The 22102-nt window shown below is 71.5% G+C and carries 21 protein-coding genes; 14 read left to right on the top strand and 7 right to left on the bottom strand.

Features of this window, described 5'->3' with window-relative positions; translation table 11 throughout:
• The first annotated feature begins 50 nt into the window (after window positions 1-50).
• Both ACF08M_RS11305 and ACF08M_RS11300 read left to right on the top strand, forming a co-directional pair.
• On the top strand, window positions 51-1214 hold the full coding sequence (locus ACF08M_RS11305; protein ID WP_392185067.1) for a serine hydrolase domain-containing protein: 1164 nt from the start codon (window positions 51-53) through the stop codon (window positions 1212-1214).
• Window positions 1211-2023, top strand: coding sequence for an SDR family NAD(P)-dependent oxidoreductase (locus ACF08M_RS11300; RefSeq protein ID WP_392184977.1), 813 nt, complete (start codon window positions 1211-1213; stop codon window positions 2021-2023). Before ACF08M_RS11305 ends, ACF08M_RS11300 begins: the two co-directional genes overlap by 4 nt.
• A 32-nt stretch (window positions 2024-2055) precedes the next feature.
• Here the strand turns inward: ACF08M_RS11300 and ACF08M_RS11295 are convergent, their stop codons facing one another.
• Window positions 2056-3048, bottom strand: a complete 993-nt coding sequence (locus ACF08M_RS11295; RefSeq protein WP_392184976.1) for an Lrp/AsnC family transcriptional regulator — start codon at window positions 3046-3048, stop codon at window positions 2056-2058.
• Between the two features lie 290 nt (window positions 3049-3338).
• Here ACF08M_RS11295 and ACF08M_RS11290 point away from each other — a divergent pair, with 290 nt between their 5' ends.
• Window positions 3339-4895, top strand: a complete 1557-nt coding sequence (locus ACF08M_RS11290; protein WP_392185066.1) for an MFS transporter — start codon at window positions 3339-3341, stop codon at window positions 4893-4895.
• A gap of 89 nt (window positions 4896-4984) precedes the next feature.
• Here the strand turns inward: ACF08M_RS11290 and ACF08M_RS11285 are convergent, their stop codons facing one another.
• On the bottom strand, window positions 4985-5191 hold the full coding sequence (locus ACF08M_RS11285) for a DUF397 domain-containing protein (RefSeq protein ID WP_392184975.1): 207 nt from the start codon (window positions 5189-5191) through the stop codon (window positions 4985-4987).
• A 12-nt stretch (window positions 5192-5203) separates the two neighbouring features.
• Window positions 5204-6049, bottom strand: a complete 846-nt coding sequence (locus ACF08M_RS11280; protein ID WP_392184974.1) for a Scr1 family TA system antitoxin-like transcriptional regulator — start codon at window positions 6047-6049, stop codon at window positions 5204-5206.
• A 71-nt stretch (window positions 6050-6120) separates the two neighbouring features.
• On the opposite strand from ACF08M_RS11280, the gene ACF08M_RS11275 reads away from it, so the two are divergent.
• The 4 genes from ACF08M_RS11275 to ACF08M_RS11260 all read left to right on the top strand — a co-directional run bounded on the left by ACF08M_RS11275 (window position 6121) and on the right by ACF08M_RS11260 (window position 7777).
• Complete coding sequence (locus ACF08M_RS11275; RefSeq protein WP_392184973.1) at window positions 6121-6384, top strand: hypothetical protein; 264 nt, start codon at window positions 6121-6123, stop codon at window positions 6382-6384.
• An 83-nt stretch (window positions 6385-6467) separates the two neighbouring features.
• Window positions 6468-6905: a hypothetical protein gene (locus tag ACF08M_RS11270; protein WP_392184972.1), complete on the top strand. Its 438-nt coding sequence runs from the start codon at window positions 6468-6470 to the stop codon at window positions 6903-6905.
• Between the two features lie 150 nt (window positions 6906-7055).
• A complete protein-coding gene (locus tag ACF08M_RS11265) occupies window positions 7056-7370 on the top strand; it encodes an ArsR/SmtB family transcription factor (RefSeq protein WP_392184971.1) in 315 nt (104 codons plus the stop codon).
• Window positions 7367-7777: an SRPBCC domain-containing protein gene (locus ACF08M_RS11260; protein ID WP_392184970.1), complete on the top strand. Its 411-nt coding sequence runs from the start codon at window positions 7367-7369 to the stop codon at window positions 7775-7777. The genes ACF08M_RS11265 and ACF08M_RS11260 overlap by 4 nt, the downstream gene beginning before the upstream one ends.
• A 197-nt stretch (window positions 7778-7974) precedes the next feature.
• On the opposite strand, the gene ACF08M_RS11255 is transcribed toward ACF08M_RS11260, so the two are convergent.
• The 3 genes from ACF08M_RS11255 to ACF08M_RS11245 all read right to left on the bottom strand — a co-directional run bounded on the left by ACF08M_RS11255 (window position 7975) and on the right by ACF08M_RS11245 (window position 11064).
• Complete coding sequence (locus tag ACF08M_RS11255; protein WP_392184969.1) at window positions 7975-8826, bottom strand: EamA family transporter; 852 nt, start codon at window positions 8824-8826, stop codon at window positions 7975-7977.
• Complete coding sequence (locus ACF08M_RS11250) at window positions 8823-9320, bottom strand: YbaK/EbsC family protein (RefSeq protein ID WP_392184968.1); 498 nt, start codon at window positions 9318-9320, stop codon at window positions 8823-8825. Before ACF08M_RS11250 ends, ACF08M_RS11255 begins: the two co-directional genes overlap by 4 nt.
• Window positions 9321-9426: 106 nt before the next feature.
• Window positions 9427-11064, bottom strand: coding sequence for a penicillin-binding transpeptidase domain-containing protein (locus ACF08M_RS11245; RefSeq protein WP_392185065.1), 1638 nt, complete (start codon window positions 11062-11064; stop codon window positions 9427-9429).
• Between the two features lie 577 nt (window positions 11065-11641).
• On the opposite strand from ACF08M_RS11245, the gene ACF08M_RS11240 reads away from it, so the two are divergent.
• Window positions 11642-13129: an alpha/beta hydrolase gene (locus ACF08M_RS11240; RefSeq protein WP_392184967.1), complete on the top strand. Its 1488-nt coding sequence runs from the start codon at window positions 11642-11644 to the stop codon at window positions 13127-13129.
• Between the two features lie 187 nt (window positions 13130-13316).
• Here the strand turns inward: ACF08M_RS11240 and ACF08M_RS11235 are convergent, their stop codons facing one another.
• Window positions 13317-15083, bottom strand: coding sequence for a dolichyl-phosphate-mannose--protein mannosyltransferase (locus ACF08M_RS11235; protein WP_392184966.1), 1767 nt, complete (start codon window positions 15081-15083; stop codon window positions 13317-13319).
• 53 nt (window positions 15084-15136) lie between these two features.
• Here ACF08M_RS11235 and rsmI point away from each other — a divergent pair, with 53 nt between their 5' ends.
• The 6 genes from rsmI to ACF08M_RS11205 all read left to right on the top strand — a co-directional run bounded on the left by rsmI (window position 15137) and on the right by ACF08M_RS11205 (window position 21743).
• Entirely contained in the window at window positions 15137-16033 is an 897-nt protein-coding gene (rsmI, locus tag ACF08M_RS11230; protein WP_392184965.1) for a 16S rRNA (cytidine(1402)-2'-O)-methyltransferase, read from the top strand.
• A 159-nt stretch (window positions 16034-16192) separates the two neighbouring features.
• The gene (locus ACF08M_RS11225; protein ID WP_392184964.1) at window positions 16193-16576 is read left to right on the top strand and encodes a hypothetical protein; all 384 of its coding nucleotides are present in this window, start codon (window positions 16193-16195) and stop codon (window positions 16574-16576) included.
• 136 nt (window positions 16577-16712) lie between these two features.
• The gene (locus ACF08M_RS11220) at window positions 16713-17597 is read left to right on the top strand and encodes a TatD family hydrolase (RefSeq protein ID WP_392184963.1); all 885 of its coding nucleotides are present in this window, start codon (window positions 16713-16715) and stop codon (window positions 17595-17597) included.
• A 304-nt stretch (window positions 17598-17901) separates the two neighbouring features.
• Window positions 17902-18837 carry a 16S rRNA (adenine(1518)-N(6)/adenine(1519)-N(6))-dimethyltransferase RsmA gene (gene rsmA / locus ACF08M_RS11215; protein ID WP_392184962.1) on the top strand — a complete coding sequence of 312 codons (936 nt, stop codon included), beginning with the start codon at window positions 17902-17904 and terminating at the stop codon, window positions 18835-18837.
• Complete coding sequence (locus tag ACF08M_RS11210; protein ID WP_392184961.1) at window positions 18834-19727, top strand: 4-(cytidine 5'-diphospho)-2-C-methyl-D-erythritol kinase; 894 nt, start codon at window positions 18834-18836, stop codon at window positions 19725-19727. The genes rsmA and ACF08M_RS11210 overlap by 4 nt, the downstream gene beginning before the upstream one ends.
• A 198-nt stretch (window positions 19728-19925) precedes the next feature.
• Window positions 19926-21743 (top strand): ABC-F family ATP-binding cassette domain-containing protein, encoded by a 1818-nt coding sequence (locus ACF08M_RS11205; RefSeq protein WP_392184960.1) that lies wholly within the window; start codon window positions 19926-19928, stop codon window positions 21741-21743.
• Window positions 21744-22102: the final 359 nt, after the last annotated feature.

Genomic DNA, 22102 nt, shown 5'->3' with positions numbered 1-22102 from the left:
CCTGCGAGGCGATGCACCATGGGGGGATGAGCGGGAGCGCAGGAGCAGACGTGGACGTACGGGGCACGGTGGCGGCCGGATTCGAACCGGTCAGGGATGCTTTCGTCCGTAACTTCGAGCAGCGCGGCGAACGCGGCGCCGCGGTCACGGTCTACCGGGACGGGCACAAGGTCGTCGACCTCTGGGCCGGTACGAGAGACGTCGACGGCGTCGAGCCATGGGCCGTGGACACCGTGCAGATCGTCCGCTCGGCGGGCAAGGGCATAGCCGCCGCCGTACCGCTGATGCTGCATCAGCGCGGCCAGGTCGACCTCGACGCCCCGGTCGGCACGTACTGGCCGGAATTCAAGGCGGCCGGCAAGGAACGCGTGCTCGTCCGCGACCTCCTCGCTCACCGGGCCGGGATACCCGCCCTCGACCGCCCGCTGACCCCCTCCGAGGCGGCCGACGGGATCTCCGGCCCGCAGGCCGTCGCGGCCCAGCGCCCCCAGTGGGAACCCGGCACGGACCACGGCTACCACGCCCAGACCTACAGCTGGCTCATCGGCGAACTGGTGCGCCGGGTCACCGGCCGCACCGTCGGCCGCTGGATCGCCGAGGAGATCGCCCGCCCGCTCGGCCTGGACTTCTGGTTCGGCCTCCCGGCCGACGAGGCGCACCGGGTGGGCCGCATCGGCCCCGTCGAACCGCCGGCCGCCGCGGGCAACGGCGGCGCCCTGCGGGTGCGCCCCAAGCGGTCCGTCGTCGAGGCGTACCGCGACCCGGAGTCGCTCACCCGCCGCGCCTTCGGTGCCATCGACCCGCTCCCCGACGAGAACGACCCCGGCTACCGAGTGGCCGAACTCCCCGCCTCCAACGGCATCGCCACCGCCCGCGCGCTGGCCCGCTGCTACGCCGCGATGACCGGCCCGGTCGACGGCCACCGCCTGTTCGCCCCGGCCACGCTCACCCTCGCCCGCACCGAGGAGTCGGCGGGCCCGGACCGGGTCCTGGTCGTCAACACCCGCTACGGCCTCGGCTACATGCTGCACGGCCCGGCGGCCCCGCTGCTCGCCCCCGGCTCGTTCGGCCACCCCGGCCGCGGCGGCTCCCTCGGCTTCGCCGACCCCGAATCCGGCGTCGCGTTCGGCTATGTGACGAATGGTCTGCAGAAGGGAGTCACCGCCGATCCCCGCGCCCAGGCCCTGGTCAGGGCAGTACGGTCGGCGCTATGATTTCTTCCTCCGCGATACCTTCCCCCGCCGGTTCACGGTTCGACGGATACGGCGTGCTCATCACCGGGGCGGGCCAGGGCATCGGCGCGGCCACGGCCCGCCGGCTGGCCTCGGAGGGCGCACGCGTCCTGGTCACCGACCTGGACGGGGCCCGCGCCGAGCAGGCCGCCGCGGCGATACGCGAGACGGGCGGGGCCGCCGAGGCGCTGCCCTGCGACGTGGCCGACCGGTCGGCCGTCGAGGCGGCGGTGGCCCACGCGGTCGCCGCCTTCGGCTCCCTGGACGTGCTGGTCAACAACGCGTACTCCTGCACCAGGGACGTCCCGCTCTTCGAGGACGAGCCCGACGAGGCCTGGCAGCGCGACCTGGACGTCACCCTCAGCGGCCCCTACCGCTGCGCCCGTGCCGCCCTCCCGCACCTGGTGGCCTCCGGGCGGGGCGCGATCGTCAACATCGGCTCGGTCAACGGCGAACAGGACTTCGGCAACCACGGCTACAGCGCCGCCAAGGCGGGCCTGGCCAGCCTCACCCGTACCCTCGCGGGCCACGCGGGGCCGCGCGGCGTACGCGTCAACCTCGTCGCGCCCGGCACGATTCGCACGGACGCCTGGGCGGGCCGGGACGCGGCACTCTCCCGGGTGAGCGGCCTTTTCCCGCTCGGCCGGGTCGGCGAGCCGGAGGACATCGCCTCCGCCGCCGCCTTCCTCGCCTCCCGCGACGCGGCGTGGATCACCGGGACGACGCTGCGCGTGGACGGCGGGCTGACGGCGGCCAACTACGGCTTCCGGCAGACGGTTTCGGATACCTGACCGACGCGGGCCCGGTCCGCCCCGCGCCCGTGTCAGGCGAGCGCGGGGTGGATGAGCCGCCCGTTGAGGATGAGGGAGGCGGCCTGCTTGAGACGGCGCACCCGCACACTGATCTCGTAACCCCTGATGCCTTCGGTACGGGCGAGGCGGCCGCTGAGGTAGCGGTAGAAGTCCGGGGTGTCCTTGCAGATGACCACGGCCATGATGTTGTGCTTGCCGCTGATGGCCGCGGCGAAGGCGCATTCGTCGTGCCTGCTGAGCTCCTCGCCGATCTCCTGGAGCCGGGGCAGGTCGACCCGGAGCCAGAGGGTGGCGTTGAGCTCGTAGCCGAGGCGTTCGGGCACGGCGTCGATGTCGTAGACCAGCGAGCCGCTGCCCTCCAGGGCCTCCAGCCGGCGGGCCACGCGCGGCTTGGACCAGCCGGTGACTTCCGCGAGGCGGGTGTGGGAGGTGCGGCCGTCCTCCGCCAGTGCTTCGAGGAGTGGGCGGTCCTCCTCGGTCGGGGCGAGCGGGGGCCCGGTGGGGGTGGGGAGCTCCGTGGTCAGCAGCCGCACCTGCTCGTCGGTGAGCGAGCCCTCCCGCCCGGTCCAGCCGGCCGTGTCCGGGGAGCCGAAGGCGTGCACGAGCAGGTCGACGTTCAGGTCCAGGACCGAGGCGGCCCGGGGAAGCTGCCGCAGCAGCATGTCGTCGCGGGCGGTCCCGGCGGGCGAACGGATGACGCAGATGATCTCCGAACCGCCGGACGCGATGCTGGTGTACGCGACCTCCGGCCTGCGGGCCAGGGAATCCGCGAGGGGCCCCACGGCGTCCGGGCGGCAGCGCAGCCGAGCGATCCACTCGGACCGGCCGTGGGCGGCCGGGCTGCTCAGCCCGACGACGCGGACCACGCCACCGCGGCGCAGGGCGTCGTAGCGGCGGGCCACGGTCTGCTCGGACACCCCGACGACCTGGCTGAGGCGGCGGAAGGAGACCCGCGGCGAGCAGTTCAGTCCATGGATGATTTTGCGGTCCAGGTCGTCAGGCATGGATGAATGGTCACATGAGCAGCCCAGCGATCGGAGGTTCTGTGACGTTCGCCGGGATCGCTTGGGGATTGATCGACAGTCGGGGCGAAGCTGGTCGACGGCTCTGCGGGTGACCGGCGGACCGCGCGGAACGCGGTGGTACGCCGGTGCTCCCGTGAGCGGGCGCCCGCCGGACGGCGGTGCCCACATCGCAGCCGGTGCCCGCGTGGCATCCACCCCGCAGCAGAAAGAACCTCTTCGTGAATTCCGCAACGACACAGGACAGATCAGGGCGCGGCGTCACGCTCGTCATGGCCTGCCTCGGCGTCTTCGTCGCCTACCTCCCCGTGACCACCGTGTCGGTGAGCCTGCCGGCCGTCCAGCGGGCTCTGGGCGCCTCCACGTCCCAGCTGTCCTGGGTCTCGGACGCCTTCGTGCTGCCGATGGCCGCGCTGATCCTGACCACCGGGGTGTGGGGCGACGTCCACGGCCGCAAGCGGGTCTTCCAGGCGGGCATGGCCCTCTGCGCGCTGGGCGCGGCGATCTCGCTGTTCTCGGACTCGGTGCAGGCCCTGTGGGCCGGGCAGGCCGCCTCCGGGCTGGGGGCGGCGGCGCTGCTGCCCACGACGCTGGCCCTGATCAGCCACGCGGTCCCCGACCACCGGGAGCGCGGCAGGTTCATCGGCCTGTGGGCGATGTCCCTGATGGCCTCGCTCGCCGTGGGCCCGCTGATAGCGGGTGTGCTGCTGGAGCACGTCGCGTGGCGCTGGATCTTCCTCCTGCCCGTGCCGGTCTCGCTGATCGTGCTGGTCGTCGCGGCGTTCCTGCTGCCCGATTCGCGCGCCCCGCACGGCCGCCGGCTCGACTGGCCCGGACAGATCAGCGCGGCCGTCGCGGTCACCGCGGTCGTCTACGGCGTCATCGAGGGCGGCGCGGACGGCTTCGGCGAGCCCGCCGTGGTGACGGCCCTGGTGCTCGGCGCGGTCGCCGCCGTGGTGTTCGTCGTCGTGGAGCGCCGCAGCGCGAGCCCGATGCTCGACCCGGCGCTGTTCCGCAGCCCGGCCTTCACCGCCACCGCCCTGGTCGCCATGATCAGCTTCCTCGGGCTGATCGGCTTCTTCTTCGTGCTGAGCCTCTACTTCGGCATGGTTCAGCACCTGACCACGATGGAGGCGGCGCTGCGGATGGTGACGGTGTCCGGGGTGGCCCTCGTCGTCGGCGCGCCCATCGGGCGGCTGATGCACCGGATCTCCGCCCGGGTCCTGATCACCACGGGCCTGGTCGTCGCGGCGGGCGCGATGCTCTCGCTGACCGGCGTCGACGCCCACACCTCCTACGGCTCGATCGTCTGGCGGCTGGCCCTGCTGGGCCTCGGCATGGGCACCGTACTCACCCCGATGACCGCCTCCGCGGTGTCCTCCGTCCCGTACCACCTGGCCGGGATGGCCGCCGCCGCGAACAACGCCTTCCGCCAGGTCGGTGGCGCCCTCGGCCCCGCCGTGCTCGGCGCCCTGCTGACCACCCGGGCCCTGGACGCGCTGCCCGGCCGCCTCGCCGACGCGGGGGTGCCCGCCGAGGCCGGTGCCCGCGTCCTCGACACCGCCCGCGAGCAGGGACTCGGCGCCGTGGCCGGGCTCGACCTGGACGCCGCCACCGGACCCGCCCTGACGGCCCTGGGTGACTCCTTCCTCGACGGCATGCGGCTGTGCCTCACCGTCTCGGCCTCACTCGCCCTGCTGGCCGCCCTCGCCTGCGCCGTGCTCCTGCGCCCGGCTGCCGGGCCGGCGGCCCCGGAGGCCCCGGCCACCGACGAAACGCCGGCCCGCCCGGTCCCGGTTCCGGCCTCGGCCTCGGCCTCGGCGAGCTGAGCGCGGCCGGCCCCGGGACGGTCAGGCTTCCGGACGCCCGACCGCCCCGCCATGCGTGGCATGGCGGGGCGGTGTGAGGTCGGTCCGGGTCAGACGGCGCCGAACTCCCCGGCCTTGACGCCCGCCACGAAGGCGGCGAAGGAGGCAGGGGAGGTGTGCAGCACGGGGCCGCCGGGGTTCTTGGAGTCGCGGACGGGGACCACGCCGTTCGAGGCAGCGAGGTTGGCGGCGGCCTCCACGCAGTCGCCGCCGTTGGAACTGTACGAAGACTTGAACCAGCGGGGCTCGTTAGTCACGGATCTTCCCTTTCATGCCTGCTTGATCATCGCCACGGATGCCGCTTGGGAAAGCGCTTCGGCCTGCAGTTGATGGTAGGCCGTCAACAGAGGCAGAACAGAAGAGCTTTCGCGGTCCACGTTGCCCTGCGAGTGGGATTCGGCGTACGAGACCATGGACCGGTCCGGCAGGGTGAGCAAGTTGACCGGCAGGTTGAAGGGGCGACGCTCTCCTATGCCGAAAGGTGCTACCTGGAGGGCCGTGTTGGGCAGAGCGGCGAAATCGGCCAGCTTCTGGATCTGCGACTCCATGACCTCGGGACCGCCGATCGGGCGGCGGATGCAGCTTTCGTCCATCACCACGATGAGCATGGGGGGCCGCGCCCTCGCCAGGGCGTTCTGCCGCTGAGCCAGGAACGAGACGCGCTCCTCCGCCTGTTCAGGTGTGATGGAGCCACGCCACACATCGCCGTTCGCCAGTGCTCTCGCGTACTCCGGGGTCTGTAGCAGCCCAGGGACGATCCCGATCTGGAACAGTCGGATCTCCGTTGCCCGGCCCTCGTATCCCACGTACTCCGGGAAGCCCTCCAGCAGATTGCCGTGCTTGATCTCGCGCCATTCGCGCTCGAACGAATCGGCGGTGTTGGTTGCGTCCATTGCGACGTCAACGCGGCGCGAGAACGGCAGAGTCGGTGATTTACGACCAGTTTCGATTGCCGAGATATGTCTGCCTGTGCAACCGACCAGCGCACCGACGCGATCCTGGGTCCAGCCGCGCTCCTCGCGCAGCCTGCGTAAACGTGCGCCGAAAGCTGCCTGAGGGCTTGCTTCCGGGTTCAACTCCTTGCGGTTTACCAATGTGTCCTCCCCATCGGCCATGTTGATGACACTCCGACTCTAGGTCACGCTGAAGCCTCCTGGTAGTGGGATGACTACGGAGCGGAGTTGACGTGCCTGAAGGCGACGGCGGTGCCCTGACTCATCACGACCCCCCTCAAGTCCCTGCGCCCGGAACGCTCTTCCGGGATGCCGGCCATGGCGACCGGGTGGGGGAGTTCCGTGGGGTCGCCGGTCCGTACTGGTCGTTGCGGCCGGTCGGTGGCGGTGTGGAGTGGGAGGCGGAGCCCGAGTGGGTCCGGGCGCTTACCCCGGCCGAGCGGTTGAGCGTGGAGAACGCGTTGCGGAATCTGCGGAGCAGCCGGGGTGGGCTGTGAACGGGGCGGCGGCGCCGGGGAGTTACCGATGCGAGGCGCTGGCGGTGGAGTTCTTCGGAGATGCGGGGGAGGTGGAGAGGCACGTGCTGGGCACGTTCCGGACCATTTGCCCGGTGCTGGCGCTGCGTTGGCTGGGCGGTCAGGCGTTGTGGATCGCGGACCGGATCGACGCCGATCTCGACGCCAATCTCGACACCGACCCCGACGCCGATCCCCACTCCGATCCCGACTCCGGCTTCGGCCCGCGATCGGACCTGGAGCGTTCGGCGTGGGTGCAGTCCCTGGGGCGGCTGCCGGTCGGTTCCGCACCCGACCACCCCGCCGAGCTCCGTGCCTGGTACGAGGACCGGCAGGGCCAGCGCGAGGCCCAGGCGCACATCAAGAAGGGCAACCCGTTCCTCGTTGTCGTCCCCGACACCGACTGCACGTACACCCTCTCCGTACACCCGGATCAAGAGCGCCCAGCAGCGCTGCGAACTGGTCCAGATGTGACGGCCCTAGGGGGGCGTATCGAGTCGTGATCAATCTGCGGGAATCGCCGTCGTGACGGCCACGAAGTTATCCGGCGGTTGATCTGCGGCTGGGACCGGAGATGGGAGTCGGAAACCTCCACTCGAGGATGCGTCGGAAATTCTTGACGCGTCGGATTTCTCTGACGCATGATGGGCGTCATGCTTACCGACGTGTTCGGCGTGCTGGCCAACCCAGTACGCCGCAGACTGCTCGACAGCCTGAGAGAAGGCCCTCGCTCCACAGGGGAGCTGGCAGGGATGTTCGAGCTAGGGAGGCCCGCGGTCTCCGAGCACCTGGCGGTGCTCCGTACCGCCGGACTGGTGCGCGAGGAGCCACGCGGCCGCTACCGCTTCTACCACCTCGAACCGGCACGGTTGGCCGAGGTGAGCGAGTGGCTGCATCCATTCGAGCACTACTGGAAGCAGCGCCTGGATGCGCTGTCCGATCTTCTGGACAAGGAAAACGAGACATGACCGAGAACAACACGATCACCTGCGAGAAGTTCCTGCCCCACCCGCCAGCGGCGGTCTGGAAGGCTCTGACCGACCCCGACCTCCACGCCCGCTGGTGGGCCGCTGGCGACATCAAGCCCGTCGTCGGGCACCACTTCGCCCTCGACATGGGAAACTTCGGCAGCCAGCCCTGCGAGGTGACCCAGGTGGACGACCAGCGGCTGCTGGCCTATCGATTCGCCGAGGGCTCGCTCGACACCACCATCACCTGGACACTGCACCCGGAGGGTCAGGGCACCCGCCTCGTCCTCAATCACGCGGGGTTCAACCTCGACTCCCCGATGGGCCGACAGGCGTACGACGGCATGGGCAAGGGCTGGCCCCACGTCCTGAACCGTCTCGACTCCGTCCTGGGCGAGGCCGCCTAGGTCTGCGTCATGTCGTGATCAACCGTTGCCCCGCGTGAGGTCTTTGATCCCGGTGAATGTCGAAGTGTTCGGCGAACGCGGCCGTGTACCCATTCAGGGACGGGTGTTCCACGAAGCCGGCGAGGGGATTCGACCGGTACGGGATGCCTTCCGCAAGAGGCGCAGAGGCGGAGAGGCGCAGATGCGGGGCGTCGGGCTCACCCCGTGTGCAGCATCAGCCCGATGCCGATGACCATCAGCCCCGCCGCCGCGATGCGCGGTGCGCCGAAGCGTTCCTTGAAGAGGACCGTTCCGATGGCCGCGCCGACGATGATCGACGACTCGCGCAGGGCCGCGATCGGGGCCAGTGCCGCCCGCGTCTGGGCCCACAGGACGAGGCCGTACGCCGTCACCGACAGGGCCGCGCCCAGCAGCCCGCGTACGGCGAACGGGCGGAGAGCGGGCAGGAGTTCGGCGCGGCGGCGGTACAGCGCGTAGGCCGGGATGGCCAGGCCCTCCAGGATCATCAGCCAGGCGATGTAGCCGAGCGGGGTGCCGGAGGCGCGTACTCCGACACCGTCCACCGTCGTGTACCCGGCGATGGCCAGACCCGTCGCGAGGGCGGCCAGCAGCGCCGGCCAGTCGGGGCGCCTGCCGGAGCCCCGGATGCCCCAGAGGGCGAGCCCGACGAGCCCCGCCGAGGCCACCGCGACCCCGGCGGTGGCCCAGCCGTCCGGGTGCTCACCGACGAAGACCGCGGCGAGGACCGTCACCACCAGCGGGGCCGTACCCCGGGCGATCGGGTACATCTGCCCGAAGTCGCCCAGGGTGAACGAACGCATCAGCAGCAGCATGTACGCCACGTGGAGCGCGGCCGAGACCAGCAGATACGGCCAGGCCCCGGCGGCCGGGAGCGGTACGAAGAGGGCGGCGGCCGCGCCGATCAGCAGGCCGCCGCCGGAGATCAGGGTGAAGGAGAGGAGCTGGTCCTTGATCGCGTGCGCGATCGCGTTCCAACTGGCGTGTGTGACGGCCGCGATCAGGACCGCGAACGCGACCAGCGGCGTCACTTGGACTGCTCGCGCACATCCACCACGCTGCCGCCGGCGTGCCCGATCAACGACTCGGGGTCGAGCGGGAAGACGGTGTGCGGGGTGCCCGCCGCCGCCCACACCACGTCGTGGTCGAGCAGCCCGCGGTCGGCCAGCACCCGGGTGCTCGTGCGGTGCCCGAAGGGCGGTACGCCGCCGATCGCGTACCCGGTCGTCTCCCGGACCAGCTCGGCCCCGGCCCGCTTGACCTTTCCGGCGCCCAGCTCCGCGCGTACCCGCTCCACGTCGACGCGCGAGGAGCCGTCCATCAGGACCAGCACGGGGACCCCGTCGGCCTCGAAGATCAGCGACTTGACGATCTCGCTCAGCTCGCAGCCGATCGCGGCAGCGGCCTCGGCGGCGGTACGGGTGGCCTCGGGAAACCGGCGGACCTCGACATCGAGCCCCAGCTCCCGAAGGGCTTCGGCGAATCGGGGGTGGGCTTCGGCGGCGGTGGCATCGGAAGCGCTCATGCCCCGCACGGTAGCCAATCCCGCGCGGGGCATGCGACGGAGTTCCACGCGGGCGGCGCTCACGACCCCGCCGTGCCAGGGCCTCACGACCCCGCCGCGCAAGGCCTCACGACCCCGCGCGGAGCACCGCCGCGACCACCGGCCCCGCCGCGTCGCCGCCGTGGCCGCCGGACTGGACGACCGCCGCGGCGGCCAGGTCGTTGCTGAAGCCGGTGAACCAGCTGTTGGACGTGGCCTGGCCGTCCACCTCCGCCGAGCCCGTCTTGGCGCCCTTGTCGCCGTCGACCGAGGCCATCGCGGCCTTGCCGGTACCCCAACTCGCGGTCTGACGCATCATGTTGGTGAGCTGCTGGGACACGGACGGGGACAGTGACCGGGAGGCGGTGGCGATCGGCCGGCCGTCGAGGTCCCGGTCCACGAGGACCGGCTGGCGGAAGGTGCCGCTCTTCGCGGTGGCGGTGATGGACGCCATGGTGAGGGCGTTCATCTGGACGGTGCCCTGGCCGATGTACTGGGCCGCCGCCTCGCCCCCGGTGGCCTCGGGCACACTGCCGTCGAAGGACACGACGCCGGTCTGCCAGTTCAGGCCGATGCCGAAGACGTCACGGGCCTCCTTGGCGAGCGCCGCGTCGTCGTTCGCCTCGTCGATCAGCTTGATGAAGGCGGTGTTGCAGGAGCGGGCGAAGCTGGTCGTCAGGGTGCCGTCGGGAATGGAGAACCCGTCCAGGTTCTTGAAGGTGCGGCCGTAGTACGTCGCGGTCGGCGGGCACTCGATCTTCTGGCCGGCCGAAGTGAGGCCCTTCTCGATCAGCATGGCCGCGGTGACGATCTTCATCGTCGATCCGGGTGCCTGCTTGCCCTGCATCGCCGCGTTGAAGCCGGTGGCCGGGTTGTTGGCGATGGCGCGGATCGCGCCCGTGGACGGTCTGACCGCCACCACCGACGCCTGGCTGAACTTCTTCACGGCCGCCTCGGCCGCCGCCTGGGCGTTCGCGTCCAGTGTGGTGCGGAGCTTGCCCGGCCTGCCCTCGGACAGGGTCAGCAGGGTCTTGTTCGGGCCCTCCGCCTCCGCGCTCTCGATCCAGGTCTCGATGCCGGCCGTGCCGCCGGCCTTCGCCCCGTACTTCTCACGCAGCGCGTCCAGGATCGACCCGAGGGAGGGGTACTTCTCCTTGCTGAGCACCTTGCCGTTGTGGTCGACGGCCTCGATCGACGGTGTCGACGCCGCTCCGGTCTTCAGCGACGCACCGGCCGTCAGCTGCGGATGGATCACGGAGGGGGTCCAGTCGATCAGCGGCCTGCCGGTGGTGAGGCCGCGCACCACGGTCAGTTCGGAGGAGTACGACCAGGGCTTGGTCTTCCCCTCGAACGACACGGTCGCCTTCACCGTGTAGGGCACCTTGGTGCCGACCGCCGGGCCCGCAGCGATCACCGCCTCGGTGACATGGGCGCTCTCGCGGTACCCGGTCAGAACCGGTTCGGCCTCGGTCGCGTTGTTGGTGAGCTGGGACGCGACGGCCGCGTCACCGCTCGCCCAGGCCTTGAGGAACTTCTTCGACGTGTCGTCGATCTCCGCCTTGGTGACCGGCCCCGTCTTCACCTCGGCGGCGGCGGACCTGCTGTCCGTACCGTCGTCGCCCCCGCCGCCCGGCCAGCCCAGGACGTTGTAGGCCCCGTAGCCCACCCCGCCGACCACGACCGCGAACACTCCGCCGACTATCGCGACCTTCGCTCCACTGCGCATCGCCGCAGTCCCCCTCCCCAGGAGTTCCCCCTTGAACGTGTTCAAGGGGATGCTGCTGGGCACCCTACGGGACCGTACCGAGGGCCGGGACAGTTGTTATCGGAACGCGATATGTGTGGCGTGAGCACGTCGATCCGGACACACCCGGACGACGTGCTCCCGTCGGATCCAGATGCCCGGACACATCCGGGCGCGCCACGAATATCCCTTGCCTAACCCCTAGGGGTGGGGGATCCGCGCGCCGATCCGACAAGCCGGGAAGGCAGGGAGGCCGGTGCGCCGGGCTGGCGCGCCATCGCCGCTCCCGAGGAGCTCGCCGCCGACAAGAACCTGTACGGCCGGGTGGCGGCCGATCGGCCCGCTACCCGGAGCGATGAACAAGAAGGGGCAGGACTTCAGCAGGAGGCCGATGCGTCGCCGTACACCACGAGTCGGATCACGGGCCCATCCCTGCGCCGGACAAGGCACGAGCGGGGCGGAACAGAGACTGGAGGCGATCCGAGACGCTGATTCTGCACAGAGGACTGGCATGGCTCTACGAGGTGGACGAACGATTTCCGCGCTGACGGTCGGCGCCGTGACGGCCGTGACGGCGGCGCTCACCCCCGTGACGGCGTTCGCGGCGGCCGATCCGCTCCAGCAGTACACGCAGCAGCAACTCCGTTGGGAGCGCTGTGATATGGGCCAGCCGGCGGCCCTGGAGTGCGCGAAGGTCAAGGTGCCGCTGGACTACAGCGCCCCCGGGGGCCGGAAGATCGACCTCGCGATATCGCGGATCAAGGCGGGCAGCGCGAAGGAGCGGCACGGCGTGCTGCTGATGAACCCCGGGGGCCCGGGCGTTCAGGGGTTGACCATGCCCGCGGAGATGGAGCCGCTGCTGTCGGCGGAGGTACGAGAGCGGTTCGACCTGGTCGGCTTCGACCCGCGCGGGGTCGGGCAGAGCTCGCCGATCGGCTGCGACCTTACGGGCGACGAACAGTCCTTCCAGCACCCCTACACCGCAAGGACGTTCGCGAAGGACGTGGCCCGGGCCCGGACGGTGGCCGAAAAATGCCAGGCCAAGGCGGGGGACGTGCTGCCGCACATCACCACCCGCAACACGGCACGGGACATGGACGTCGTCCGGGCGGCACTGGGGGAGAAGAAGATCTCCTACTTCGGGTACTCGTACGGCACGTACCTGGGCGCCGTCTACACGCAGATGTTCCCCCGGCACTCGGACCGGTTCGTGCTCGACAGCGCGCTCGATCCGGCGCTCGCGTGGCGAGGGATGTTCCGGGGGTGGTCGGCGGGGGCCGAACTCGCCTTCACCCGGTGGACCGAGTGGGCCGCCGCGCGCAACGCCACGTACGGGCTGGGCGCGACTCCGGCGGCGGTCCGGAAGACGTACGGGGAGCTCATCGCCCGCGCCGACCGCACGCCCGTCCCGACGACGGGCGGGGCGCTCAGCGGCGGCGCCATCCGTTCCGAGTACGGTGCGTTCGTCCACGTCGCGACCGTCACCCCGTGGATCGTCGCGTTGAAGGCCGCGGCCGCGGGCGGACCGCCCGCGCCGGCCACGCCGACCGCGTCGGCGGTGCCCGAATCCGCCCCGGTCCGGTCCGCCGAAGCAGGGGCGGGGGCGTTCGGTGCGGACGTTCCGGCGGACAACCAGACCGCCGGAACGTGGGCCGTCTTCTGCGGCGACACCCGCAGCTGGCCGCGCGACCCCGGGCAGTACCGCCGGGACGCGATCCGAGACCGCGCCAAGTACCCGCTGGCCGGCGACCTGGGCGCCAACATTCAGCCGTGCGCGTTCTGGAAGTCGGCGGGAAGCGAGCCGGCCACCGTGGTGAGCAACGACGTCAACGCGCTGATCGTGCAGAACCAGTGGGACCCGCAGGCGACGCTGGCCATGGCGCAGGGCATGCGGCGGGCGCTGCACGGTGCGCGGATGGTCACGGTGGCCGGCGGCGAGGGCCACGGCGTGGTGGTGGCCGGCCCGTCCTGTGCGGACGCCGATGTCACGCGGTACCTGACCACGGGCCGACTGCCCGCGAAGGACCTGACCTGCGGCGTCCGGTGACCGCATTGACAGCCGGGTTGGCCGGTCTGCGACCGTGAAGACCTTGTCGCCCCTGGGGGCGGACAGGCCGTCCAGGACGCCATGCCGCCGTCAGGGCCGCGTCCGGGGGCCGCCAATGGGCACCGACGATGACCGACAACCACCGAGGGGCCGCAGTCGACTGCGGCCCCTCGGTGCATCTGCCCGGCTAGATCCAGGTGTCCAGCCACATCCGGTCGCGCCACGACCCGTCGGGGATCGGCGTCCCCGTGAAGATCGGCCAGAAGTAGATGAAGTTCCAGATGATCAGCAGGACCAGGACGCCCGCCGCGATCGCGCCCAGCGTCCGCCGGCGCTCCCCCGAGGGGTCGCCGCTCACCAGCCCCAACTCCTGTTCCGCCCCGGCCCCGGCCGCCGGACCCAGCATCGCGCCGATCATCATCGTCACCGCCAGGCACAGGAACGGCACGAACACGACCGCGTAGAACAGGAAGATCGTCCGCTCCTGGTAGAAGAACCAGGGCAGCCAGCCCGCCGCCACACCGCAGGCGATCGCCCCTGCCCGCCAGTCGCGCCGGAAGAACCACCGCCACAGCACGTACACCAGGGCGAAGCACGCCGCCCACCACAGCAGCGGCGTCCCGATGGCCAGCACCTCGCGCGCGCACTTGCCGGTCTCCGACGCCTTGCAGCCCGGCTCCTCCTCCCAGAAGTAGGAGACGGGCCGGCCGAGCACGATCCAGCTCCAGGGATTGGACTGGTAGGTGTGGCCGGACGTCAGGTTCACATGGAATTCGTAGACCTGGTACTCGTAGTGCCACAGGCTGCGCAGCCAGTCCGGCAGCCAGGTCCAGTTGCCGCCTGCGCCGTCGGTCTGCGCCCAGTTGCGGTAGTAGCCCTTGTCGGTGACGATCCAGCCGGTCCAGGAGACCAGGTACGTGAGGATCGCGACCGGGACTGTCGAGACGAACGCCGGCAGCAGATCCCGCTTCAGCACCGCGGTGTACGGCCGTACCGCACCCGCGGTGCGCCGCGCGCCCACATCCCACAACACCGTCATCAGCCCGAACGCGGCCAGGATGTACAGCCCGTTCCACTTGGTGGCGAAGGCCAGCCCCAGCATCACACCGGCGGTGAGCCGCCAGGGACGCCAGCCGAGCCGCAGGGTCTCCGCGACCTCGGCATCGGGGCGCAGCACCCCCTCCTCGTCGACCGGCAGCGCGGCGGCGAGTCTGCGCCGCGCCCAGTCGCGGTCGATCAGCAGCGCGCCGAACGCCGCCAGCACGAAGAACATCAGCACCAGGTCGAGCAGCGCGGCCCGGCTCATCACGAAATGCAGGCCGTCGACGGCGAGCAGGGTGCCCGCCAGGCACCCCAGGAACGTCGAGCGGAACAGCCGCCGCCCGATCCGGCACAGCATCAGCACCGACAGCGTGCCGAGCACCGCCACCATGAAGCGCCAGCCGAACGGCGTGAAGCCGAAGATCTGCTCACCGAGCCCGATGATCCACTTGCCGACCGGCGGATGCACCACATAGCCCGGATCCACCGGGATGTGCACCGTCGACGGATCTTCGAGGATCAGCTTGTCGATGTCCTTGGGCCAGTTGCCCTCGTACCCCTGGTTGATCAGCGCCCAGGCATCCTTGGCGTAATACGTCTCGTCGAATATCAGCGCGTGCGGGCTGCCCAGGTTCCAGAACCGCAGCACCCCCGCGACCAGCGCCACCAGCAGCGGACCGCCCCAGGCGGACCAGCGCACCAGGCGCGCGGCCAGCGGCGGGGAGATCCCGAGCACCGCCCATAGCTGGGCGCCGGGCCGGGTGTACGGCGGCACCAGCCGTTCACGCAGCCCGATCCCGGGCCGGGGCGAATGGCCGAAGCGGCGCAGCCGCTGCTGCCAGGAGGCGGGTTCTTCGCCGTGCGGTTCCCCGGCGTCTTGGCCCTGCCGGGCCTCGGGCGCAGTACTCGTCACCGCGCCATCGTAGGGAACGCACCTGTGCGGGCGCTGTCGCCCTTGCTGGGAGGATGACTCATGTGACTGGAACGACTGGAACGCTGGTACTCGCAGGAACCCCCATCGGCGATGTGGCGGACGCCCCGCCGCGCCTCGCCGCCGAACTGGAGACGGCCGATGTCGTCGCCGCCGAGGACACCCGGAGGCTGCGCCGCCTCACCCAGGCGCTCGGCATCCACACCACGGGCCGGGTCGTCTCCTACTTCGAGGGCAACGAGTCGGCCCGTACGCCCGAACTCGTCGAGGCGCTGACCGGCGGGGCCCGCGTCCTGCTGGTCACGGACGCCGGGATGCCGTCCGTCTCCGACCCCGGCTACCGGCTCGTGGCCGCGGCCGTGGAGAAGGACATCAAGGTCACCGCGGTCCCCGGCCCGTCCGCGGTGCTCACCGCGCTCGCCCTGTCCGCGCTGCCCGTCGACCGGTTCTGCTTCGAGGGTTTCCTGCCGCGCAAGGCGGGCGAACGGCTCGGCAGACTGCGCGAGGTCGCCGACGAGCGCCGCACCATGGTCTTCTTCGAGGCCCCGCACCGGCTCGACGACACCCTCGCGGCGATGGCCGAGGTCTTCGGCGCCGACCGCCGGGCGGCCGTGTGCCGGGAGCTGACCAAGACGTACGAGGAAGTGAAGCGCGGTCCCCTGGGCGAGCTGGCGGCCTGGGCGGCCGAAGGGGTACGCGGCGAGATCACCGTCGTCGTCGAGGGAGCGGCCGACTCCGGCCCCGGGGAACTGGACGCGGCCGAGCTGGTGCGCAGGGTGCGGGTGCGCGAGGAGGCGGGGGAGCGACGCAAGGAAGCCATTGCCGCCGTCGCCGCGGACGCGGGGCTGCCCAAGCGCGAGGTCTTCGACGCGGTCGTCGCGGCAAAGAATGCGGAGCGAACCGGCCCTGCACAGGTCAACGAACCGATGTGATGAGCAAAGCCGGAATCATGCACCGGGCCTTTCTGCCACGAAAAGGCCAAAAGCGCTCCAACACTCGACACGGTCCGATGTGTTCCCGCCGGTAAAGGCGTCCACTGGTTCGGGGACGCATTCTCCGGAATGTTCGTCCGGCGGACCAAAGGAGCAGGCATGAGCGAGATCACACCCACCACCGTCCATGAGGCGTATGCCTTCGCCTGCATGCGGTGTGGCCACGGCTGGGAACAGGCCTACGAGATAGAGCATCACGTCGACGGCTCGAACAACGACTTCGTCATATACAAGGCGGACGGGGAACGGGTTCCCTCGCCGCTTTCCAGGCCCACCTGCGTGAACTGCGACGGACATCTGGTCCGGATCATGCGGGCCGGCCGGGTCTCGACCGTCCAGAAGCTGCTCCACCACCCCCAGCCGGCACGGCCGCCGGCCGAGGACACCGGCGCCCGGGAGGCCGCGGCCGCCACCGCCGCACGCGCGGGCACGCAGCACCACTGGCACCTGTCCGACCTGCTGCACCCGTTCCACCGCAAGTAGAGCGCCCGGCTTCCACCGGCGGCGAGGTGCCGCAGCTTTCACCGTCGGCGAGGTGCCAGGGCTTTCCCCCGCGGCGAGGTGCCACGGCCTTCACCGTCGGCGAGGTGCCCGGCGCGGTCCTCGTACGATCGTCGTCATGAGCCGTACCGAAGCCCCGCCGCTGCCCGAACCCCTCCGGGTGCCGGTCGCCGATTCGCACACCCACCTGGACATGCAGGACGCGACCGTCGAGGAGGGCCTGGCCAGGGCCGCGGCGGTCAACGTGACCACCGTGATCCAGGTGGGCTGCGACGTGGCCGGTTCGCGCTGGGCCGCCGAGACCGCCGCCGCGCACGCGAACGTGCACGCGGCGGTCGCCCTCCACCCCAACGAGGCGCCGCGCATCGTGCACGGCGACCAGGTGCCCCCTGGGGCTGGGGGAGGGCGGTCGCGGCAGGGGGCTCGTGAAGGGGGCGGGACGGCGGCGCTGCACGAGGCACTCGCGGAGATCGACGCCCTGGCCGCGCTCGACCACGTACGCGGTGTCGGCGAGACCGGGCTCGATTATTTCCGTACCGGTCCCGAGGGCATGGCCGCGCAGGAGGAGTCCTTCCGCGCCCACATCGAGATCGCCAAGCGGCACGGCAAGGCGCTGGTCATCCACGATCGCGAGGCGCACGCGGATGTGCTGCGCGTCCTCGCCGACGCGGGCGCCCCCGAGCGGACCGTCTTCCACTGCTACTCCGGCGACGCCGACATGGCCCGGATCTGCGCGGACGCCGGGTACTTCATGTCCTTCGCGGGCAACGTCACCTTCAAGAACGCCCAGCCGCTGCGCGACGCGCTGGCCGTCGCGCCGATGGAGCTGGTCCTGGTCGAGACGGACGCACCGTTCCTGACCCCCGCGCCGTACCGCGGGCGGCCCAACGCGCCGTATCTCATCCCGGTCACGCTGCGTGCCATGGCAGAGGTCAAGGGCGTGGACGAGGACACGCTGGCATCGGCCGTCGCGGACAACACCGCTCGCGCATTCGACTACTGACGGTGCGCGCTCGCAACCGGCCGGTGCCGGTGCGCGCTCGCAACCGGCCGGTGCCGGTACGCGCCCGCAACCGGCCGGTGCCGGTGCGCGGTCGAACGGTCCCGGCAGGCCATCGATGCTCCGCTGCCGTCCCGGGCGCCATCCGGCGAGCCGGCCGACCGGGCCTTCCGGAGCGTCGTGACCGACGCGAAGCGGCCCGGGCGGTCCGGTGGGCCGCGCGCGTGGCGCCCGCGCCCGGCGGGCGGGAACCCCTGCGCGCGCCGGGCGCGAGCCCCCGGCCGCGCCGCGGCCGTACGCTTACCGGGTGAGCACCACTGAGCCCGACGCCCTCCTGGGCCCCGCAGACATCCGCGAGCTGGCCGCCGAGCTGGGCGTACGCCCGACCAAACAGCGCGGTCAGAACTTCGTCATCGACGCCAACACGGTCCGCAGGATCGTGCGGACGGCGGAGGTCCGCCCGGACGACGTCGTCGTCGAAGTCGGCCCGGGGCTCGGCTCGTTGACCCTGGCGCTGCTGGAGGCGGCGGACCGGGTCGTCGCCGTCGAGATCGACGACGTGCTGGCGGGCGCCCTGCCGGCCACGGTCGCCGCCCGGATGCCGGGACGCGCGGACCGGTTCGCGCTGGTGCACTCCGACGCGATGCTGGTCCGGGAGCTGCCGGGGCCGGCACCGACCGCGCTGGTCGCGAACCTGCCGTACAACGTCGCCGTGCCGGTCCTGCTGACGATGCTGGAGCGGTTCCCGTCCATCGAGCGGACCCTCGTCATGGTGCAGGCCGAGGTCGCCGACCGGCTGGCCGCCAGGCCGGGCAACAAGGTCTACGGCGTGCCGTCGGTGAAGGCCAACTGGTACGCGGACGTGAAGCGGGCCGGGTCCATCGGCCGCAACGTCTTCTGGCCCGCACCGAACGTCGATTCCGGTCTGGTGTCACTGGTCCGGCGCACCGAGCCGATCACGACGAGCGCGAGCAGGACCGAGGTCTTCGCGGTCGTCGACGCGGCCTTCGCCCAGCGCCGCAAGACGCTGCGGGCGGCCCTGGCCGGCTGGGCGGGTTCCGCGCCCGCGGCCGAAGCGGCCCTGGTCGCGGCGGGGATCTCGCCGCAGGCCCGTGGTGAGGCGCTGACGGTCGAGGAATTCGCCGCCATCGCCGAGAACAAACCCGCCGGGAACGAGCCCGCCGGAAACAAACCCTCCGGGAACGAGCCTTCCGGGAACGAGCCCTCCGGGAGGGGCGAGTGAGCGTCACCGTCCGCGTACCCGCCAAGGTCAACGTCCAGCTCGCGGTCGGCGCCCCGCGCCCCGACGGCTTCCACGACCTGGCCAATGTCTTCCTCGCCGTCGGCCTGTACGACGAGGTCACCGTCAGCCCCGCCGACGAGCTGCGCGTCACCTGCTCGGGCCCGGACGCCGCGAAGGTCCCGCTGGACGCGACGAACCTCGCCGCCCGCGCCGCGATCGCCCTGGCCGAGCGGCACGGCATCGCACCCGACGTGCATCTCCACATCACCAAGGACATCCCCGTCGCGGGCGGCATGGCGGGCGGCAGCGCCGACGGTGCGGCCGCCCTGCTGGCCTGCGACACCCTCTGGTCCACCGGTGCCACGCGGCAGGAGCTGCTCGACATCTGCGCGGAGCTGGGCAGCGACGTCCCGTTCAGCCTGGTCGGCGGCGCGGCCCTCGGGGTCGGGCGCGGTGAGCAGCTGACCCCGATCGATGTCGGCGGCAGCTTCCACTGGGTCTTCGCGGTCGCCGACGGCGGGCTCTCCACCCCCGCTGTCTACGGCGAGTTCGACCAGCTCACGGCCGGTACGGACGTCCCGGACCCCGCCGCGTCCGGCGCGCTCCTGGACGCGCTGCGGGCCGGCGACACCGCCGCCCTCGCCGGTGCGCTGAGCAACGACCTCCAGCCCGCCGCGCTCTCGCTGCGCCCCTCGCTGGCCGACACCCTGGCCGCGGGCACCGCGGCCGGGGCCCTGGCCGCCCTGGTCTCGGGCTCCGGGCCGACCACCGCGTTCCTGGTGGCGGACGAGGAGTCGGCGCGGAAGGTCGCCGAGGCCCTGATCACCTCGGGGACGTGCCGGAACGCCCGGACCGCGGTGTCCCCGGCGCCGGGTGCCACGGTCGTGTGACAAGACAACGCCTGCCGCTACCGGCCGTAGCGGCAGGCGGCGATGCGGACCTCTTCGTCCACGACTGCGCAGATGAGCCGGTGCGCATCGGTGTTCCGGCGGGACCGGAGGAAGAAGGGCGGCAAGGGCGAGCGGACGTCCCGTCCCTGTCGCCCCGTACCCTGGGAAGCCGATCGATCCCCCGGGAGCAGGAGCGAAATGGCCGTCAATCTGATCAATGTCGAGCAGGTCAGCAAGGTGTACGGCACCCGTGCCCTGCTCGACGGTGTGTCCCTCGGAGTGTCCGAGGGGGACCGGATCGGTGTCGTGGGCCGCAACGGCGACGGCAAGACGACCCTCATCCGGATGCTCGCCAGGCTGGAGGAGGCGGACAGCGGCCGGGTCACCCACAGCGGCGGGCTGCGCCTCGGTGTGCTCACCCAGCACGACTCGCTGGACCCGGAGGCGACCATCCGCCACGAGGTGATCGGGGACCTCGCCGACCACGAGTGGGCGGGCAGCGCCAAGATCCGCGACGTGCTCACCGGGCTCTTCGGCGGGCTCGCCCTGCCGGGCTTCGAGCACGGCCTGGACACCGTCATCGCGCCGCTCTCCGGCGGCGAGCGGCGCCGTATCGCGCTGGCCAAGCTGCTCATCGCCGAGCAGGACCTGATCGTCCTCGACGAGCCGACCAACCACCTCGACGTCGAGGGCATCTCCTGGCTGGCCGGACATCTGCGGGCACGCCGTTCGGCCCTGGTCTGCGTCACCCACGACCGCTGGTTCCTCGACCAGGTCTGCACGCGCATGTGGGACGTCCAGCGCGGCACGGTCCACGAGTACGAGGGCGGCTACAGCGACTACGTCTTCGCCCGCGCCGAACGGGAGCGGATCGCCGCGACCGAGGAGTCCAAGCGGCAGAACCTCATGCGCAAGGAGCTGGCCTGGCTGCGCCGCGGCGCCCCCGCCCGTACCTCCAAGCCGCGCTACCGCATCGAGGCGGCCAACGAACTGATCGCCGACGTGCCGCCGCCGCGCGACACCAGCGAGCTGATGAAGTTCGCCAACGCGCGCCTCGGCAAGACCGTCTTCGACCTGGAGGACGTGACCGTCCAGGCGGGTCCCAAGACGCTGCTCGCCCATCTCACCTGGCAGCTCGGTCCCGGTGACCGGATCGGCCTGGTCGGGGTCAACGGCGCGGGCAAGACCTCGCTTCTGCGGGCGCTCACCGAGGCGGCCCGCACCCAGGGCGACACCCAGCCCGCCGCCGGGCGGATCGTCGTCGGCAAGACCGTCAAGCTGGCCTACCTCTCCCAGGAGGTCCACGAGCTCGACCCGAACCTGCGGGTGCTGGAAGCGGTGCAGCAGGTACGGGACCGGGTCGACCTGGGCAAGGGCCGGGAGATGACCGCCGGCCAGCTCTGCGAGCAGTTCGGCTTCTCGAAGGAGAAGCAGTGGACCCCGGTGGGCGACCTCTCGGGCGGTGAGCGGCGCCGGCTCCAGATCCTGCGGCTGCTGATGGACGAGCCGAACGTCCTCTTCCTCGACGAGCCCACCAACGACCTCGACATCGAGACCCTGACCCAGCTGGAGGACCTCCTCGACGGCTGGCCCGGATCGATGATCGTGATCTCCCACGACCGGTTCTTCGTCGAGCGGACCACGGACCGGGTGATGGCGCTGCTCGGCGACCGCGCGCTGCGGATGCTGCCGCGCGGGATCGACGAGTACCTGGAGCGCAGGCAGCGGATGGAGGAGGCGGCCACGCCCTCCGCCGCGCCCGTGGCGGCCAAGGAGAAGACGGCGCCGGCGGCGACCGTCTCCCCGCAGGCCGCACGTGCGGCGAAGAAGGAACTGCAGAAGGTGGAGCGTCAGCTCGACAAGATCTCGACGCGTGAGACCGCGCTGCACGCCCAGATCGCGGACAACGCCACGGACTTCGAGAAGGTGGCGAAGCTGGACGCGGAGCTGCGTGAACTGGTCGCGGAACGCGACGAGTTGGAGATGCGCTGGCTGGAACTGGCCGAGGACGCCTGATCGCTGAGGCGCATGCGGTGCGCACCGGTCACGGTGGTGCGATCGGTGCGACTGGTGTGGCCGGTGCGACTGGTGTGACCGGTGCGAATTGGTGCGAACTGGTGTGACCAGTGGGGTCTGTGGGGCGGGTGGTAGAAAGAAGGCTTGCCCGGCGACAGGTGCAGACGCCGGTTCGGTCCGCACGAAGGGGGACGTGCTGATGACCCAGCCGCCCGGCCAGCAACCGCCGCAGGAAGGCTTCGGAGCTCCGTACGATCCGGCGCCGGGCCCGGCCCAGCCACCGCCGCCCCCGCCGCCCGGTCCCGGACCGGGGTACGGCCCCGTGCAGCCGGGCCCGTACAACCCGCCCGCGCAGCCCG

Origin of the sequence: Streptomyces sp. NPDC015032 (assembly GCF_043080425.1) — a bacterium.
Lineage (GTDB): Bacteria > Actinomycetota > Actinomycetes > Streptomycetales > Streptomycetaceae > Streptomyces.
This window is presented reverse-complemented; position numbering and strand designations above follow the sequence as displayed.